Source organism: Planomicrobium sp. CPCC 101110 (assembly GCF_007859395.1).
GTDB lineage: Bacteria > Bacillota > Bacilli > Bacillales_A > Planococcaceae > Planococcus.
The window spans coordinates 293,605-311,442 of record NZ_VOHD01000009.1 but is presented as its reverse complement, the minus strand read 5'-3'; the positions used below and the strand labels follow the sequence as shown (position 1 = coordinate 311,442).

Annotated in this window: 20 protein-coding genes and 1 riboswitch; of the genes, 13 read left to right on the top strand and 7 right to left on the bottom strand. The window is 44.5% G+C overall.

Going from position 1 to position 17,838, the window contains the following annotated elements; all coding sequences use genetic code 11:
- Positions 1 to 49: 49 nt before the first annotated feature.
- Entirely contained in the window at positions 50 to 739 is a 690-nt protein-coding gene (locus FQV30_RS15575) for an LrgB family protein (RefSeq protein WP_146501068.1), read from the bottom strand.
- Complete coding sequence (locus FQV30_RS15570; protein ID WP_146501067.1) at positions 740 to 1,111, bottom strand: CidA/LrgA family protein; 372 nt, start codon at positions 1,109 to 1,111, stop codon at positions 740 to 742. It lies immediately after the preceding gene.
- 279 nt (positions 1,112 to 1,390) lie between these two features.
- Here FQV30_RS15570 and FQV30_RS15565 point away from each other — a divergent pair, with 279 nt between their 5' ends.
- The 3 genes from FQV30_RS15565 to brnQ all read left to right on the top strand — a co-directional run bounded on the left by FQV30_RS15565 (position 1,391) and on the right by brnQ (position 4,891).
- The gene (locus tag FQV30_RS15565; RefSeq protein WP_146501066.1) at positions 1,391 to 2,074 is read left to right on the top strand and encodes an AIM24 family protein; all 684 of its coding nucleotides are present in this window, start codon (positions 1,391 to 1,393) and stop codon (positions 2,072 to 2,074) included.
- Between the two features lie 82 nt (positions 2,075 to 2,156).
- Positions 2,157 to 3,071 carry a DUF2971 domain-containing protein gene (locus tag FQV30_RS15560; protein ID WP_146501065.1) on the top strand — a complete coding sequence of 305 codons (915 nt, stop codon included), beginning with the start codon at positions 2,157 to 2,159 and terminating at the stop codon, positions 3,069 to 3,071.
- 449 nt (positions 3,072 to 3,520) lie between these two features.
- Positions 3,521 to 4,891, top strand: a complete 1,371-nt coding sequence (brnQ, locus tag FQV30_RS15550; RefSeq protein WP_146501064.1) for a branched-chain amino acid transport system II carrier protein — start codon at positions 3,521 to 3,523, stop codon at positions 4,889 to 4,891.
- Positions 4,892 to 4,985: 94 nt separating this feature from the next.
- Here the strand turns inward: brnQ and FQV30_RS15545 are convergent, their stop codons facing one another.
- Positions 4,986 to 5,648: a GntR family transcriptional regulator gene (locus tag FQV30_RS15545; protein ID WP_146501063.1), complete on the bottom strand. Its 663-nt coding sequence runs from the start codon at positions 5,646 to 5,648 to the stop codon at positions 4,986 to 4,988.
- Between the two features lie 185 nt (positions 5,649 to 5,833).
- On the opposite strand from FQV30_RS15545, the gene FQV30_RS15540 reads away from it, so the two are divergent.
- The 6 genes from FQV30_RS15540 to FQV30_RS15515 all read left to right on the top strand — a co-directional run bounded on the left by FQV30_RS15540 (position 5,834) and on the right by FQV30_RS15515 (position 11,285).
- Positions 5,834 to 6,190: a SpoIIAA family protein gene (locus FQV30_RS15540; RefSeq protein WP_186725681.1), complete on the top strand. Its 357-nt coding sequence runs from the start codon at positions 5,834 to 5,836 to the stop codon at positions 6,188 to 6,190.
- A 147-nt stretch (positions 6,191 to 6,337) separates the two neighbouring features.
- Positions 6,338 to 7,531 (top strand): class I SAM-dependent rRNA methyltransferase, encoded by a 1,194-nt coding sequence (locus FQV30_RS15535; RefSeq protein ID WP_146501061.1) that lies wholly within the window; start codon positions 6,338 to 6,340, stop codon positions 7,529 to 7,531.
- 168 nt (positions 7,532 to 7,699) lie between these two features.
- Positions 7,700 to 8,005: a DUF3817 domain-containing protein gene (locus tag FQV30_RS15530; RefSeq protein ID WP_146501060.1), complete on the top strand. Its 306-nt coding sequence runs from the start codon at positions 7,700 to 7,702 to the stop codon at positions 8,003 to 8,005.
- Positions 8,006 to 8,130: 125 nt separating this feature from the next.
- Entirely contained in the window at positions 8,131 to 9,345 is a 1,215-nt protein-coding gene (locus FQV30_RS15525; protein WP_146501059.1) for an MFS transporter, read from the top strand.
- 154 nt (positions 9,346 to 9,499) lie between these two features.
- The gene (locus tag FQV30_RS15520) at positions 9,500 to 10,267 is read left to right on the top strand and encodes a MerR family transcriptional regulator (RefSeq protein ID WP_146501058.1); all 768 of its coding nucleotides are present in this window, start codon (positions 9,500 to 9,502) and stop codon (positions 10,265 to 10,267) included.
- Positions 10,268 to 10,442: 175 nt separating this feature from the next.
- The gene (locus FQV30_RS15515; protein WP_255473494.1) at positions 10,443 to 11,285 is read left to right on the top strand and encodes an endonuclease/exonuclease/phosphatase family protein; all 843 of its coding nucleotides are present in this window, start codon (positions 10,443 to 10,445) and stop codon (positions 11,283 to 11,285) included.
- 66 nt (positions 11,286 to 11,351) lie between these two features.
- On the opposite strand, the gene queF is transcribed toward FQV30_RS15515, so the two are convergent.
- Together queF and FQV30_RS18035 are read right to left on the bottom strand one after the other, a co-directional pair.
- A complete protein-coding gene (gene queF / locus FQV30_RS15510; RefSeq protein WP_146501056.1) occupies positions 11,352 to 11,846 on the bottom strand; it encodes a preQ(1) synthase in 495 nt (164 codons plus the stop codon).
- Positions 11,847 to 11,947: 101 nt separating this feature from the next.
- A riboswitch (PreQ1 riboswitch) is annotated at positions 11,948 to 11,995 on the bottom strand.
- 64 nt (positions 11,996 to 12,059) lie between these two features.
- Positions 12,060 to 12,212 carry a hypothetical protein gene (locus FQV30_RS18035; protein WP_186725680.1) on the bottom strand — a complete coding sequence of 51 codons (153 nt, stop codon included), beginning with the start codon at positions 12,210 to 12,212 and terminating at the stop codon, positions 12,060 to 12,062.
- Positions 12,213 to 12,568: 356 nt separating this feature from the next.
- Here FQV30_RS18035 and FQV30_RS15505 point away from each other — a divergent pair, with 356 nt between their 5' ends.
- From FQV30_RS15505 to FQV30_RS15495, 3 genes are all read left to right on the top strand, one after another.
- The gene (locus FQV30_RS15505; protein WP_255473493.1) at positions 12,569 to 13,624 is read left to right on the top strand and encodes an aminoglycoside phosphotransferase family protein; all 1,056 of its coding nucleotides are present in this window, start codon (positions 12,569 to 12,571) and stop codon (positions 13,622 to 13,624) included.
- A gap of 76 nt (positions 13,625 to 13,700) precedes the next feature.
- Entirely contained in the window at positions 13,701 to 14,240 is a 540-nt protein-coding gene (locus FQV30_RS15500) for a TraR/DksA C4-type zinc finger protein (RefSeq protein ID WP_146501055.1), read from the top strand.
- 336 nt (positions 14,241 to 14,576) lie between these two features.
- Entirely contained in the window at positions 14,577 to 14,975 is a 399-nt protein-coding gene (locus tag FQV30_RS15495; protein ID WP_146501054.1) for a thiol-disulfide oxidoreductase DCC family protein, read from the top strand.
- Between the two features lie 57 nt (positions 14,976 to 15,032).
- Here FQV30_RS15495 and FQV30_RS15490 read toward each other — a convergent pair whose 3' ends face one another.
- Positions 15,033 to 16,238: a DUF3238 domain-containing protein gene (locus FQV30_RS15490; protein ID WP_146501053.1), complete on the bottom strand. Its 1,206-nt coding sequence runs from the start codon at positions 16,236 to 16,238 to the stop codon at positions 15,033 to 15,035.
- Between the two features lie 187 nt (positions 16,239 to 16,425).
- Between FQV30_RS15490 and FQV30_RS15485 the strand changes: the two genes are divergently transcribed.
- The gene (locus FQV30_RS15485; RefSeq protein ID WP_146501052.1) at positions 16,426 to 17,301 is read left to right on the top strand and encodes an STAS domain-containing protein; all 876 of its coding nucleotides are present in this window, start codon (positions 16,426 to 16,428) and stop codon (positions 17,299 to 17,301) included.
- Positions 17,302 to 17,316: 15 nt separating this feature from the next.
- Here FQV30_RS15485 and FQV30_RS15480 read toward each other — a convergent pair whose 3' ends face one another.
- Complete coding sequence (locus FQV30_RS15480; protein ID WP_146501051.1) at positions 17,317 to 17,817, bottom strand: metallophosphoesterase family protein; 501 nt, start codon at positions 17,815 to 17,817, stop codon at positions 17,317 to 17,319.
- Positions 17,818 to 17,838 lie beyond the last annotated feature (21 nt).

The window sequence follows — 17,838 nt, the reverse complement described above, 5'->3', positions numbered from 1 at the left end:
AGAAATGGAAATGCCTGCTTCCTAAAATAGAAAGCGGGCATTCTAACAGCTAGAAGAACAGCCATACAAGAGCCGGTCCGAGAAATGAACCGACAACGGCGCAGAGGGTCATGGCAACCGAACTCATCGAACCATCTTTAGGTCCGTATTCGAATGCCATGGCTGTCCCAAGGCCGTGGGCAGATGAACCAAGCCCGATGCCCCGTCCGATTGAGGAATCGATGCCGAGCAGCTTCATCAGCCATGAGCCGAAAATGACGCCGCTGAAACCGGCGACCATGACAAAAACTGCGGCTAATGATGAAATCCCGCCAAAGCCTTCGGCAAGCTGCATGGCTACAGGGGAAGTGAGTGATTTTGGCAGGACTGTCAAGATGAGTTCCTCTGAAAACCGGAATATCTTTGCCAAGAGCAGACCACTGAGCATTCCGACAAAAGCGCCAGCAGTGACCCCGAGAGTTACCGGCCATAGGTTTTGAATCAGCAGATCCCGTTGCTTGTAGAGCGGAACGGCTAGCGCCACCACCGCCGGACCGAGAAGAGAACCAATCCACTTGCCGCCGAGCATGTATTGCCCGTATGGAATATCAAACAGCAGCAGGAAAATGATGAGGGCCGTGGTGGTCGTTAAAACGGGAGTCAAGAGCGTCCAGCGGTATTTGACATACAAGCTGTTAAGAAACAAGTAAAAGATGATGGTCAGTCCGGCGAACAAGAAGGATAAAAGGATGACATTCATTTAACGGTTCCTCCTTTGGTCCGCTGCTCGGCTTGCCCATTGGCTGGAAAGTCCGGAAACCGCCATTGTCAACAATGTGCTGACCAATACAATGGCGATGAGCCAGACGCCTTTGCCGGTAAAAACATTTCCATATTCTATCGCACCGACTGTCGCCGGAATAAAATACAGCGATAAAAACGCCAATAAAAAATGGGCCCCGGATTCGATCCAGCGAAGCGGGTAAATTTTCAGCATCAAAGCGGCAAACAAAAGAAGAAAGCCTATGATGCTTCCCGGGAGTGGCAAGTGAAAAATAGTCCGTATGCTTTCGCCCGCAAGGTAAAAGCCATACAAGATGATAATCTGGATGAAAATGATGACGAACTTCATGTGCAACCGCAGCCTTCCATTAATATGCGTTAGATTATAAAAAGGAATAGCCGTCTCCCCGTAAGGAGGGACGGCTATTCCTCATTTGAAACAGTCGTTCTGTCACTTTTCATTTTACAGCAAAAGGAGAGAAAAGCGGTAATGGTTGGATTTGGATTGGCAGAAAACACCAGCTTTTTGAATTTCGGGCAAACAGTTTCCTGCTTCACAAGCTTTGAAACTTTTGATGTTTCCCGTCCGTATGTGTATGTATGGAAAAAAAGAATGGAGGAAGATAGGATGGGCGAATACACACTTGAGGAATTTATCCGGAAGACACAGCAGGATGAACAGGAAAACGACTATTTTGAGCTGGAAACACCGCGGATTTTGGAAGTGAATCTGGCGGATCTTGTATGGGCAAAAGCAGGTTCAATGATTTCTTATACAGGCGAGATCAAATTTGAGCGGGAGCGCATGTTTGAGCATGGGGTTGGCCAGATGTTCAAGAAGGCATTGACAGGTGAAGGGGCGCCGCTGATGAAGGCGACAGGCCGGGGCCGTTTGTATTTGGCGGACCAAGGAAAGAAAATCACGATTTTCCATCTGGACAACGAGTCGATTACTGTAAACGGCAATGATTTACTCGCTTTTGAATCTAGTGTGACATGGGATATCAAGTTGATGAAAAAAGTCGCGGGAATGATGGCGGGCGGATTGTTCAACGTAACTTTGTCGGGGAAGGGAAGAGTCGCCATCACCTCCCACTATGAGCCGTTGACGCTGCTTGTGCGGCCGGGTGAACCGGTGATTACAGACCCTAATGCAACAGTGGCTTGGTCCGGAAACTTAACACCGGAATTTCGGACCGATGTAAGCTTCAGGACGCTAGTGGGCCGCGGCAGTGGAGAATCCATTCAAATGGAGTTCAAGGGAGAAGGATTTGTAATTGTCCAACCGGTCGAAGAGACGCAGCCAATCTGATTTGAAATTGCTGTTTGAAGAGAGGGCGAGCGGGAATAAATAGAAAAAACGGTTTCTTATCTTTTGGGAAAGGGGCTGCGGCATGGCGGAGGGTATAGGATTAGCAGAAGTGCTTGAACAACAGTTCCGGGATAATGTCGAGAAGCAAATCAGGAAAGTGCACGAAACCGAGCAGACCCTTTATCATTACACGGGCCTTCCGAGTTTGATGGGAATGATGGAAACTAACCAGTTATGGATGAGTAAAGGAACATTTTTGAATGACTCAAGTGAATTGGTGTATTTTTCAAAAGTTCTGGAGTTCGTTGCAAAAAAGCTGGAAAACCGAAAACATACGCCCTTATGGCGATTGTACATCCGGGAATTGGTGAGGGTTATGGGGCTGTTCATGGAAGAGGTAAAGGACAACGGATTTGAAGTTTATATCTTTTCATTGTCGCATTCGCAAGACTCGCTCGCGCTTTGGTATAACTACGCTAAAGGAGAAGGCTACAATATCGGTTTTTCCGCAGAGCAGCTTTTTCAAAAAGTGAGCGGATTTTCCAGTGGGCCTATGCTCCATGGATACGTGATGTATGGCAGGAAAGAACAGGAAGAGGTCTTGATCGAGCTGCTGCTGAAAACATATGAATTAGTGGAACCATATGAAACAGAGGAAATAAAAAAAGCGCTGCCCGATCATTTTTTCTCCCTGATTGCCTCGTGTGCAGTGTTTTTCAAAGACCCCGCATTCAAAAGCGAGGAAGAATACCGGATAGCTTTGATGAGCCAGAAAAGCGACGAACAGCCGAACGTCCAATTCCGTGCGCAAAATGGCGTTATCATTCCTTATATTACAGTTGATTTTCAAACAAAACTGCCAATCAGCCATATCACGATCGGGCCTAAGAATAATGTGGATATTGCCAAGAGCGGCATGGAGCATTACTTGAAATGGAAAGGTTATGATATGGATCAAGTGAGCATCAGCAAATCAGTGGCAGCACTCCGTTATTAAATCCGAACGTTTAGGGGGCAGACGAAGCAAATCGGCCATCCTGATCAGATTGCGTCAGCGGGTGCTTGGCTGGCGTCTTCTAGAGCCGATTATGTAACCGGCACAAGCGCGTTTGCAGATGCCGGCATGGCGCTTTATCCCTTCCAATTACGATAAATTGCAGGTTTGCCTTAATGGCAAACCTTTTTTTGTGGATTTTTCTTCCTATTAAAGAAGTTTCTTCATTTAAAATTATTTCAAAAAAGTAATAAAAATGTTTTTGTTCCCGAAATAAGCAGACTTTTTTAAAAAATGAAGATTTTATCGTTGCTTTTAACCGAAAATAATGTATGATTACATTTGTGATATATTGCATATTAAGTTTTGCACAAGAAAGAATTATTTGAAAATTTTAATTTGGCTTTCTTGTTAATAGAACAATATGCGAATGAAGGAAGGGGAAAAGAAAGATGGATACAAAATTATCCTTTAAATCTTATGCTGTAGTAGGAATGATGTTGTTTGCTTTATTTTTTGGGGCAGGCAATTTGATTTTTCCGGCGCAGCTTGGACAATATGCAGGGACAAATGTGTGGGTAGCTGTAGCAGGATTCTTAGTTACTGGAGCTGGCTTGCCATTGCTTGGCATTTTAGCGATCGGCTATTCCAAGAGCAATGATTTGCAAGATCTTGCTGGGCGGGTTCATCCGTTATTCGGATTGATTTTCACAGCTGTACTTTATTTGACGATTGGACCATTTTTTGCGTTTCCAAGAACCGGGGCGGTTGCCTATGAAATTGGAATCGCACCATTTGTCAGCGAAAGTTTTATGACTATGGGCCTTTTTGTTTTCTCGCTTGTGTTTTTCGGGATTTCACTTTGGCTGTCGTTAAACCCATCTAAAATGGTCGATAATATCGGGAAGTTTCTATCGCCCGCTATTCTATTGGCTTTACTGTTATTGCTTGTTATGGTAATAGTAAAACCTTTAGGCACGATGGGAGCTCCGCAGGACGTGTATGCGAGCGGCGCCTTCTTGAAAGGCTTTACGGAAGGATACAACACAATGGATGCACTTGCTTCCTTGGTGTTTGGAATCATTGTTATTTCAACAGTACGCAAAATGGGCATCAAGTCACCGCAAGGCATTTTATCAGCAACTATGAAAAGCGGAGTTGTGGCTGTAGGCTTGCTGGCTTTAGTATATGTAGGAATCGCCTATCTAGGTGCAACTAGCACAGGCGTGTTTGGGTTGTTTGAGACAGGCGGACCGGTATTAAGCGAAGCTTCATCTCATTATTTTGGAACTTTTGGGGCGGTGCTGCTCGCGTTAATCATTACGTTGGCTTGTTTGACAACAGCTATCGGGTTAACGGTGGCAACGTCTGAGTTTTTCAACAAACTTACTCCGCGCATCAGCTATAAAGCTTATGTTGTCATTTTTACAGCATTTTCTTTGATCGTCGCTAATGCCGGGTTGTCTAACATCATCACGTATTCCATTCCGATTTTGATGCTCTTGTACCCATTGGCTATTGCGCTGATCATGCTGGCATTTTTGTCGCCATTGTTCAAGCATGACCGTCTTGTCTATGTATCGGCCATCACAGTGACTTTCCTGATCAGCATCATTGATGGATTAAAAACATTAACTGCTTCCCTGGGAGTTGGAAATCCTTCTTGGCTGCAAGCGATCATCGATTTTTATGCATCGGTGCTCCCGTTCTACAACAGCGGTCTGGGATGGTTCCTGCCAATTGTTATTGTGATTGCCATTACCAGTGTTATCGTGAACCTTAGAAAAGGCACGCGCACACAGGCGGCGCAAAACGAATTGTAATCAAGCATTAAAGGCCAGTCCGAAATATCGGGTCGGCTTCAAAAAAAGCTGTTCCAAAACCGAGGTTTTGGAACAGCTTTTTCTATTGTACGCATTAAGCATTTGCTGGAGCAGTCAATTCGTCGATTGTTCTAATCCAATTGGCCTTCATCAATCGTGATACTTCTGCGGCATCCTTTTCTTCAAGGGCGCGGATGATCCTTTCGTGCGTATCATACGAACCGGCGGTCAAAATCAGTGAGTTATGGAAAAACTGCCTTCTGACATGTGATTGCAAGTGGTCAAGCATATTGTGCACATAAGGATTTTGTGCAGCATCTACAATCAGCTGGTGAAACTCTTCGTCAATCTTGAGAGCAGAGAAGTTGTCGTCCGCTTTTATCGCCCGGGCAAACCGTTTGTTGGTTTCTTTCAGCATGTCAAACGACTGGCTGTCCATGTTCGGAATCGCCAGTTCTGCTGCCAAAGCTTGGAGCACCGCTACAGGAGGGAGGAGGTGGACAATATCTTCCTTGTGTACTTTTGTTACACGCGTCGTCTTGCCAGGAAACATTTCAACAAAACCTTGTGCTTCAAGAAGCTGCAGGGCTTCACGAATAGGGGTTCTGCTTAAGCTTAACGCTTGTGCTAAGTCGGTATCTACCAATTTCTCATCGGGTTGCAGCGTGCCATCTATAATCCATTGCTGTAATTGCAGGTATGCACTTTCTTTTGCAGTAACACGGACAGGTTTCGGGTGATTTACTGGGACCGGCATTGCAGTTTCCCCTTTCTTCTTTTATATGCTACATCCAGTATACACCAATTTTAACTATTCAAAAAGGTTGTTTTATGCAATATATCGTATCTTCATAGAAGAATAGGGAAATGTATGCTTGTTTGAAGCCGCAATGATAGGGAAGAAGAATGGTAAGTTTTCAAGATGAAAGGAGGAGTGTGCGCATGTTGACGTTGGTTCCTAGCAAGGATTTCCATACAATTGCAGTTGAAGTAAACGGCAAAGTGAAAAAAGAAGATTTGGAAAAACTGGACAAAGTGATTCAGGAGAAGTTCGAAGAAGACGGGAAGTTTAACGTATATGCAGTTGTCTATGATTTTGATGGGGCGGCTTTTAAAGCTGTAGCCGAAGAAGTGAAAATTGATGTGAAGCGGTGGAGCCAGTATGGGAAAATGGCTGTTGTGAGCGACAACAAATGGCTTAAAGGCCTTACCGAAGCGAGTGGATACTTGCCGGGCGTCAAAACCGAGCATTTTACATTGACCGAGATGGAAAAGGCTTGGGAATGGATTCAAGCATAAGATATGCGTTTTGCAGAAATGCAAAACGCTTTTTATATGGGCTAAAAGCGTTCAGAGAGCATCCATAAAAGCAATCGGTATAAAAGAAAGGCGCTTTGTATTACACTGGGTATAAGATTAAAGGGTTCTACAGATAGGATGAGAATGATGAAAACGGAAATTTCGATAAAAGTGAATGACAAATTCAAAGCGGACTTTGCTAAAGGCTACCCGCTGATTACCAAAGAATCAGTGGAAAACATTGAAGCCATTAGGGCAGAAGGCGCGATTTTACGATTGACGGACAAGCAGGGCCGTTTTATCGCCAAAGGCTATTTCGGCAAACAGAACAAGGGATACGGCTGGGTCCTGACGCGCAATGAGCATGATGCGATCGACCAGAATTTTATTCAAGAAAAACTGGCAGAGGCTCTTGCAAAGCGGGAATCCTTTTTTGACAACCCCTCGACAACAGCTTTCCGGGTTTTTAATGGGGAAGGCGACGGGTTTGGGGGACTGACGGTCGATTACTTCGACGGCTATTACATGCTCAGCTGGTACAGTGAAGGCATGTATACGTTTAAAGAAGAAGTTATTGCAGCTCTAAAAAACCTCGTGGATTTCAAGGGCATTTACCAGAAAAAACGATTTGATACAAAAGGGCAGTATATTGAAGAAGACGATTTCGTGGCGGGAGGGCGCGGTGATTTTCCGTTGATCGTCAAGGAAAACAACATCCATTATGCCGTCTATTTGAATGACGGCGCAATGACCGGAATCTTCCTCGATCAACGCGATGTGCGCAATAAAATAAAAGAAAAATACGCCAAGGGAAAAACAGTGTTGAATACGTTTTCGTATACGGGTGCGTTCTCAGTCGCAGCGGCCATCGGCGGAGCCGTGAAAACCACAAGCGTCGATTTGGCAAAGCGCAGCTCCAGCAAAACAATCGAACAGTTCAGTGTCAACAACATCGATTATGAAAGCCATGACATTCTCGTCATGGATGTTTTCAATTACTTCAACTATGCGAAGCGCAAAGAAATGAAATTTGATTTGGTCATCCTAGATCCTCCAAGCTTTGCGCGTTCAAAAAAATATACATTCAGCTCGGCAAAAGACTATACGAATTTGATGAAGGAAGCGATTGAAATTACAGAGGATGATGGCGTCATTGTCGCTTCAACAAACAGTGCTTCTTTTGGCATGAAAAAGTTCAAAGGGTTTATCGATAAAGCGTTCAAAGACTTAGGGAAGAAATACACCATTGTGGAAGAATTTACTTTGCCGAGTGATTTTCGCGTGCAAAAAGAATTCAAAGAAGGCGATTATCTGAAAGTGCTGTTCGTAAAACTGCAGTAAGTTTATGGTTTTGTTTTGGCACATTTTCCCTTCCGCTGAAACATGGTTCGACAAACTATGGCGAAACATTGAAGGCATGCGAATTTTTTTGTATAACTTCCTGCTGGAAAACTGTACATGCCAGCCCCGCCGCTTTTATAATGGATACTAGATTGGGAGGGGTAATGGATGTTTAAGAATGCACTCGGACAATTTCGATTTATGGGATTTTTGGAAGGAATTTCGCTTTTGGTTTTGCTGTTTATCGCCATGCCGTTAAAATATGGTTTTGATTTGCCGGAAGTGGTCAGCGTAGTAGGAGCTATCCACGGCGGACTGTTTACCCTTTATTGCGCAGCGATTGTTTATGCCACATTTGCAGTGAAATGGCCTTTGCGCTTTGCAGCTGGCGCAATCATATCGGCATTTATCCCGTTCGGAAATTTCATTTTGGATCACCGGCTGAAAAATTGGCAAAAAGCCCAAGCCATTTAAGAAACACTTGTGGAATCACTTCCGCAAGTGTTTTTTGCATGGGACAAAAAGTACTGAGGATTTCTGGCCGGCAGGAATTGTTCTATAATGGAAGCATTCTATAAAAGTTTATTGGAGGCACTGCCATGGCAAAAGCAATTTCTTCTCAAGCAGCGGGAAATCCGGTTTATTCGATTATGTTTGCAATAGGCGCATGCCATTTGCTGAATGATTCGCTCCAAGCAGTCATTCCGGCAATGTTTCCTATTTTAGAAGCTGATCTTGGCTTGACCTATACGCAATTGGGGCTCATTGCGTTTGCATTGAATATGGTGGCCTCTGTTTTGCAGCCGGTGGTTGGCTATATCAGCGACCGGAAGCCCATGCCTTTCGCCTTGCCAATCGGTATGACAAGTTCATTTCTTGGAATAGCGGGTTTGGCGTTCGCTCCTGAATACTGGATGATTCTTGTAGCGGTGATATTCCTAGGTTTTGGATCAGCTATTTTCCATCCTGAAGGTTCCCGTGTATCATTCATGGCTGCAGAATCAAAACGGGGATTGTCCCAGTCAATCTACCAGGTCGGAGGCAACTCTGGGCAAGCACTCGCGCCATTGATCAGCGCATTCATCCTTGTGCCGCTTGGACAGAGGGGCGCCGCATTGTTTTTAATCGTCGCAGCTATCGGCATTTTTATTTTGATGCGGATTTCTTTTTGGTACAAGGAACGGCTAGCTCAGGAAAAACTGGAAAAACAGAAAAAAACCATTCTTTCTTCATTGCCGAAAATGACTAGAAAGCAAGTAGGGGCAGCGCTTGCACTGTTGCTGATCATCATTTTCGCCCGTTCGTTTTATGTAACGAACATGACCAGCTTTTATATTTTTCATTTGATGGAAACATACAGCCTGACGATTCAGCAAGGGCAATTATATGTTTTTCTGTTTTTAGCTGTCGGTGCGGTGGGCACGTTTTTTGGCGGGCCATTAGCGGATAAAGTCGGCCGGAAAAATGTCATTGTGCTGTCGCTTCTTGTGCCGATACCACTTGCGGCAGTGCTGCCGTATGTTCCGCTCTTTGCAGTTGCCGTCTTGCTTGCGCTCATCGGCTTTTTCATTATGCTGAGCTTCTCAGTGACCGTCGTATATGCCCAGGAATTGGTGCCGAGTAAAATCGGGACGATGTCCGGGCTGACCGTTGGTTTGGCTTTTGGCATGGGGGCGATCGGCGGTGTCGTAATCGGCATGCTGATGGATGCGATCGGTGTCTACGAAACGATGGTCATCGTTTCATTCTTGCCGATCATCGGGCTTGCCGGATTATGGCTGCCCAGGGATAAAAAGCAGGATGCAGCATACTAAACAGGAAAGCCAGGAAATGGAGATGCCGCTTCTGTAAATGCCAAGGGAACCGGAACGAAACAATTGCTTGTTCACGGGCAGCAATTAACATGAAATCTCACTTGACCTTGACGTTGCGTAAAGGTGTAGAGTTAAGTTGCCGGGAGGTGATGAAATGGAGTACACCGTTCAAAAACTGGGGGAAATAGCGGGAGTCAGCGCACGGACGCTGCGATATTATGATGAAATCGGAATGTTGAAGCCGGCCAGAAAAAATTCATCCGGATATCGCATCTATGGGAAAAATGAAGTGGCCAAGCTGCAGCACATCCTTTTTTACCGGGAGTTAGGATTGGATTTGGACCATATCAAGAAAATAGTCAATGACCCATTGTTCGACAGTTCCGCTGCTTTAAGACAGCACTTGGAACAGCTTCTCGCTAAACGCCGGCAGCTTGACCTCTTGATCAATAATGTGGAAAATACTATTTCCGCAGCAGAAGGGAAGAGTGAAATGGCTGACAACAAGAAATTTGAAGGCTTCAAACAAAAGCTGATTGATGACAATGAAAAGCAGTATGGGCAAGAAGTTCGGGAGAAATACGGAGATGACATAGTTGATGCATCAAACGCTCATATGCTCAATATGACAGAAGGGCAATATACGGAATTTACCCGTTTGGAAAAAGAACTTCAAGCTGTACTGGCGGAAGCGTTCAAAGCTGGAGATCCCAAAAGCCCCATTGCACAAAAAGCGGCTAGCCTTCACAAACAATGGTTGATGTATACATGGCCCGAATACACCAAAGAAGCACACGCAGGCCTTGCTCAAATGTATGTCGAAGATGAACGGTTCAGCGCCTATTACGATAAGGGCCAACCGGGAACCGCACGGTTTTTGCGAGATTCGATCCAATTCTATACAGGTTTCAGCCACTTGTAAGGTTGTAAAAGAAAATGGGTCTAATTATTTAGACTCATTTAGATATTAACGAAAAGTTAATAAAATATTCATATAATTTACATAAAGTAAATACATTTTCATGTTTTCTTTGCTATAATGATAACTATAGCACTCTAGCCTGTGATTTGTTTTATTCGAAAGGGAGAGGATTATAGTGGCTGAAAAGAAAATGGCTCCAATCGTTTCTGTTAAAGTAATGTCGTTCAATATCGCTCATGGTTTGGGAATGGATGGTACTGTAGATTTGGAGAAAACGGCTTCAGTGATTGAAGATTCCTGCGCTGGCATTATAGCCTTGCAAGAAGTAGACCGCCATTTTTCAGCACGTAGTTCCTTTGTCGATCAAGTGGATTGGCTGAGCAGACGATTGGGGATGCATGCAGCATTCGGGGCAACATTGGATTTGGAGCCTGAAGCGCCCGATATGCCGAGACCCCAGTATGGAAACGCAATTTTAAGCAAATATCCGATCAAGTATTTTGAAAATCACCTTTTGCGCCAAGTGATCACTCCGATTGGACATAACGAACAGCGAGGCATACTGAAAGCGGTCATTGAAGTGAAAGGGTCTTATATCAGTGTTTATAATACCCATCTAGCTTTTAAGGACGAAGAACTGGAAGTCAGCATAAATGAACTTCTTGATATAGCGGGCAATGACCGCTTCCCTCGGATTATTGCCGGGGATTTCAATGCGGCACCTGACCATATCCAAATGAAGAAAATGAAAAAAGAGTTTTCAGATGTCTTTTTAAAGATGAAAAGAGGGGATGCGTATACGTATCCTGCTTCTTATAAAAATGAAGCTGCCGGGGAACTGTTAAAACCGGTTACGCGCATTGACTACATTTTCATGGACGACGAATTTGATGTTGCCCAAACAGCGGTGATGGATACAGCCGTATCCGACCATCTTCCGATTCTTGCCGATTTGATCGTCATGAAAACGAAAAAGCTTACAGAACAGCCGACAGTATCAGAGCTTCAAAAAGCGTAAACTGTATATTGCAAAAAAAAGCCGGAAGCTCCAATGCTTCCGGCTTTTTTGATTTTATTGATGGGTTTAACGGTTCGTGATGGTTTCCGGATACATATCGTGGTTCATCATGCGGTAAGAAGCCATTTCTTCATATTTTGTTCCCGGTTTGCCGTAATTGGTATAAGGATCGATCGACAAGCCGCCGCGCGGTGTAAATTTGCCCCAGACTTCAATGTAGCGGGGATCCATCAATTTGATCAAATCATTCATAATGATGTTGACAACGTCTTCATGGAAATCGCCGTGATTGCGGAAGCTGAACAAGTAGAGCTTCAACGACTTGCTTTCTACCAGCTTTTTATCAGGAATAAAGCTCAAGTAAATTGTCGCGAAATCCGGTTGGCCGGTCTGCGGGCAAAGTGAAGTGAATTCTGGGCAATTGAACTTTACAAAATAGTCCCGTGTATGCAAATTATCGATCGGCTCAAGGATATCCGGATCGTATTCAAATTTATATTTTGTGTTTTGATTGCCGAGAAGTGATAAGTGGTCTAATGTTTCTTCGTTTCTTCCTGCCATTGAAAAGGCCTCCTTATAATGCCGGTTTGAGAGCGCCCTATAAAAAATAATAACGGACAAAAGAAAAAGCCAAATCGCATCTGGATTTGGCTGAGTTTCAACAATCCATAGTTTTTTATAGAGGGTAAAATGCTATGAACCTCTCCCGATACCGGGTGATTTGGTTTTACTAACCCATACTATAAGACTTTGGATTCCCTGTCAATTCGGCTTTTACTTATGTTCTGACGGCTGCTGGGCTTTACTGATGATACACCGGCTTTTCGGCATCGTCGGCATGCGTGACATATGGTGCTCTAAATCCTGTTCCGGTACAGTATAGCTGATATTTTCAATGAAATATTTGAAGAACGGCTGCATCGCCATGACGGTCATCCATTTGCCGGCACAGCGATGCCAACGCGAACTTTTTGGCCGTTAAACAGGTTTCGAAAACATCAGATTCAAGCGCTCGCCTGCAGCTTGCATAAAACAGAAGCCTTCTTCAATAAGTGGCTATGGATTGTCCAATTCTTTAGCTCTTGGAATAGGGCGTTTAACTCACATCACTTCAACTTCTTCCTTAATTCGTTTTTCATAGGTATGGCGGCAACATTCCGTCTTCCAAAAACAAAACTTTCTTCCTGTAAACATTCCTATTCGAAAATTGGGTAAACGCTGTAGTTTCAATGACAAAGCGTTTTTCCGCTTATAAACTGGAGTATTTTAGGAACAGTCGGGGTATGGCTAAAAGCGGAGCATTACAGCAGAACAGCAGAGTGCGGTTAAGAAGCTTGATGACGCTGGAAGTGATTTCAAAGCTAGTCAATGAGCAAGAAACAAACGGACGGGAGAGAAAAAAGATGGGAACTAAGGAACCGATCCGGTTGCCTGAAAAAATCAGTGACTGGATAGTGGAGTCTATCGGTGAAGACGCGGAAATCCGCCATGTCCAGCCTCTTGCCGGAGGGACGTCTTCAACATTGCGGGAAATCACGGTTTACTGTAGCGGTGAGACGGCCAGTTATGTTTTGCGTTTGTTCTCGAACAAAGAATGGCTTGCTCAAGAACCGGATCTGGCGCAGCATGAAGCCCAAAGCTTGCGGCACATGAGTGGCAGCGGCATTACTGCGCCTCGGTTGGTCGCTTATGATGAGACCGGGAAGAAGTGCGGATTCCCGGCAACATTAATGACTAAAATCAGAGGCGCTGTGAGATTGCAGCCAGCCAAAGAGGATCAGTGGATTGATGGCTTGGCTATGGCTCTGGCAAAAATCCATCAGACGAATGAGGAAAGTTTTCCATTTGAGTACTTTTCCTATAATGATGCTTTAACGATGGAAAAGCCTTTATGGTCAAAAGTGCCGGATGAATGGATGCGGGCTTTTTATATAGTGGCCGGTGTCCGTCCGCAGACAAAACTGTCTTTCATCCATCGGGACTATCATCCATCTAATGTCTTATGGGAGGGAGAAAAGGTGAGCGGAGTAGTGGATTGGGTCAATGCTTGCCTTGGACCGGCAGGGGTTGATGTGGGCCATTGCCGTGTCAATTTGGCGCAGCTTTATGGCGTGTCGGTGGCGGACCGATTTTTGTCGGCATACCAACGTTACGCGGGCGCATCGTTTGGTTACCATCCGTATTGGGACTTGCTCTCTTTGATCGATATCCTTGACGGTCCGCCGTCAGTATATGCCGGATGGATTGAATTTGGAATGACCGGTCTGTCAGATGAATTGGTCAGGCATCGATTGGATGAATATTTATGCAGCTTGCTTGAACGCTTTGATGAACATTGAGCCAGAGGTTAGCCAGGTTTGACTTCTTAAAAATAGGAAATATACAAAACAAGCGAGTTTTTAAGGAGGAATAATAATGACGGATAAGCAACTAAACCAGTTGAAGGATCAATTGACCGATCAATTGAAATCACTTGAAAGACGCGTTCAGCATAAAGAAGAATTCGATACTACCGAACTTTCCAATTACGATAACCACCCTGGCGACGCCGGGACGGACTTGTTTGATATGGAACGGGGCATGGCGCTCACGCAGTTCAAGGAGGAAGAGCTTGACGATACCAAGGCGGCTTTGGCGGCAATCGAAGCTGGAACATATGGCAAATGCACAGAATGCGGAAAAGAAATTCCGTTTGAGCGGCTTGAAGCTATACCAACGGCTTTGACGTGCATTGACCATGCGGATCAGGAGCCGGATTTGACGAGCCGTCCGCCAGAAGAAGATATTCTAACAGGAGATACTTCAGATCCGGTAACGCAAGAAGATGATCGGCTGAGAGACTTTACAGACAACTTCCAGGATGTTGAAGAATTCGGCTCTTCCGATGGCCCTCAAGATCAGCCTGGAGACGATGAAGATATGGAAGATTTTTATGAAGAAAAAAGCAAAGATTGAATTAGCCCTTGGCTTTTGAAAGCCAAGGTTTTTTTTATGGATGAATGGATTAGGAGAGGAGAAATCGGACCCTCTAGTAATGGGAGGTTATTTCCCAGGAAATGTAGGCTCTGCAGCTGGATGTTGGAGTGGTGTGAAGGGCCATGCAGCCATGCGCTTTCTTCAACAGCCAACCGGGAAAAGGTCTCGCTGCAGTTCTGTCTGAAAAGCGTTCCAATGGATGGAAATTGATTTTCATCAAGGCACTTCGCCGATTTCTGGAAGAGCGGTGTTTTAACGGGCTTGAAAGAGGTTATTTATAAATAATAATAAGTCCACTTCAAAGGAGGAGAGAAAATGGAACATGCCATTGTGCTGTTTGACGGAGATTGCAACTTCTGCGACTCGAGTGTCCAGTTCATCATAAACCATGACCCAGCAGGCTATTACCATTTTGCGTCCCTGCAAAGCGATGTCGGAAGAGAACTTAGAAAAGAGCATCAAATACCGGACGATGTTGACAGCCTGGTTTTGATTGAGAACGGACAAGCCTATATCAAGTCGGAAGGCGCTTTGAGAATTTCGCATCACTTGACCGGGTTATGGAAACTGGCTTTCTATTTGAAATCGGTGCCTCGTTTTATAAGGGATGGCGCCTATGATACATTTGCCAGAAACCGCTATAAAGTGTTTGGGAAACTAAATAGCTGCATGCTGCCGCCTCCACACATCCGCAAAAGATTTTTAGACAAATAACAGCAAACAATCCGAAACAGCAGAGACGTTTCGGATTGTTTTTATGCGCGCATTTCGTTACTCGAATGTGGAAATGCGCCAATATTGGCTTGCAATCGCGTCTGACATCCAGGCAAGCCCTTTGCTTTCAGCTTCATGGATTTGCTCCCATTCGCTGTTTTTGCCCGTTCGCAAATATACTTCATGATTGGGCGCCTGGTCATGGATGCCGATAATATCATAATGGCCATCCCTATAGAAAGTCGCTGAAATTTCATAATCAATGTTTGGTGAAGGAGTGAGCGGATTTCCGACACTGTGCTTCAAAGAAAGCGAAACTTTGTGCGGGTCTTCCTTCACTTTCTCCAATACGATGCCTTCTGATGAGGCGACATCAGCTTTTCGGAATTTTTTGCGCCAGTCATAGGCAATGCTTGTGCCTACATCTTTTTCATATTCGAGCACGGCTCCGCCTTCTGTTAGCTCAAGAGAGAAATTCACTTGTGTGCGATAATCCTTGGACTCTGGATCGAAACTGCGTCCATCTCCGGAAAAATAGCGGTTGGGAGACAATGGATTAGGGCTTGGCAAAAATTCCTGCGGCAGAAATGTGGTATAACGGAAGTGCCAAATTGGATACTGCAAGTCAGTTTTAGGCTTTTCTTTTTCAGCAAGCAACCGGTTGCGGCTTCCTATCTTCTTTGTTATCCAAAACTCTTCTTCTGCCGCTTTTTCCTGAGAGGACTTCACATTTAACAACCCGAAGACTCGTGCAATCGCAGACTTTTCGGTTTTAAAGCTTTCTTCGGATTTTTCCAGTGGACGCTTGCCGCGAATCCAGTACGTATAAGATTGATCCATTTCCGCCGTGCGGTCTGTGAATTGGTTTTTATCGACGGTGTCTATCACTTCACCATTACGGTAAACCTCAAATTGCTCAATGCCATCAATGGCACCCCATGCAAGTATAATTTTTGACTTGGATAAGATGGTTGTCACAGCAATTTGCTGCAGGCGGTTAACGAAATTCTCGACATGGTTTTCGGTGCCTGTCTGCATTTTGATTTGTTCGATTGGTTTGCCTTCGCCGTTCAACCGTTCGATGGTATACGTATACAATTCGCCGCGCTGCAAATTTTCATCTTTCAAGGAATTTTGAGTTCCGGTATAGATTACTTCTTCATCACGTGTTACACGGCACGCATCGCCGGTATAGGTCCAAGTAAAGTCAATAACCGTGTCCGATTGTTGCAACAAATCGATTTCAAGGGAGTTCGGTAACAACTGCTTTCACCTCCAAAGTGGGTTAATATGCTATACCCTTTCTTAAATTGGGCGAACCTTCTCCCGGTAAAAAGTTCCATGGTGAAAATGAAAACAAGTGCTGTTTGCAAAAATGAAAAACCAATAGTATGTTTAAAAGAATGCTGGAAAAGTTTTACGAGCAATTTGCAGTAGGAGGAATGAACCAATGGCTTCACAAGAACAGAAAAGAAAACGAAGCTTCCGCAATTTTGATGAAGCGGCTGAACACATTTTGGAAATGCTCAGCAAGCAATTGAAAATTAATACATTGTTCATCGCTAAAAACGATGGCAAAACAAATGAAATTGTCAAATCCCGAAACGTGAGCGAAGAACTTGTTGTAGAAGGCAGTTCTTTGCCGCTGGAAAATACATTTTGCAGCCTTAGCCTTAACTACGGGGAAGCGCCGTTGGTCATTGATGATATTGCAGCAAGCACATTGACGGAGTCGTTGGAGATTGCTGCGCAGTTTGGCAATGGCTCTTTTATTGGGATTCCTGTCTACTATGAGGACGGAGAAGTTTACGGAACAATTTGCGGGTTGGACAATCAATCTTTCGAATTTACAGAAGAACATTTATACGCGTTTGAAGCGATGTCTTCGCTGCTGACATACGTTTTGGAACTCGAAAAGGCGAACAACCAAATCCAGACCCTTTCATCGCCGCTTGTCCCTGTTACAAAAGGATTGGCTATTTTTCCAGTCATCGGTGAAATCACGGCACAGCGGGCGCAAACAATCATCGATCATATGCTTGTAAAAGCGGGAGAAAAAGATCTGGAGTATTTGGTCATTGATGTTTCTGGAGTTTCCCACATCAACGCAGCGGTAGGCGAATATTTGCTGAAACTGATTGACATTTTAAAGTTGATTGGTGTTACTCCTGTTATTACAGGCATGCAGCCGTTTATGGCACTGAAAGTTCCGCACTTTGCCTCTAGCTTGAAAGGTGTCTTAATCGAAGCCAATCTTGAAACCGCATTGAAACAACTAGGTTTTGTATTGATGCAAGACTGTCAAAAAAACTCGGGCCCACTTTGATCGGGGCCCGAGTTTTCAGTTTTTTTTATCAAAAAAAATGTGTTTCAACTCCCATGATTCTCCGATTTCGAGCACACCGAAAGAATATTGGGGCTGCATACGTTTGTCAGTAGGGGAACCGGGGTTGAACAATATGATGCCATCCACTTCGCGCATTACCGGGATGTGGGAGTGGCCAAAAACGATAATATCCACCTTTTCATCCCGGAATGTATCCAATGCCCGTTGTTCGGTTGTTTGGCGGATGCCATCGCCATGGACTACGCCAATGCGAAGATCATCGAAAGTTAAAATTTTGCTTTTGCCGAAACGGTCTGAAATTTCCCATGGATCCACATTTCCAGTAACACCGTCGGTTTCTGCATAAGCTGCGAACTCATAATACACATCGAGCGTCTGCCAATCTCCGGCATGGATGATAAAATCTGCTTTCTGGCAAGCGTCGACTAAGGTTTGAGGCAGCTTTTTTGCGCGCATTGGAATATGGGTATCTGAAACAATTACAATTTTTTTCATATATGTACCTCCGCTCCATTG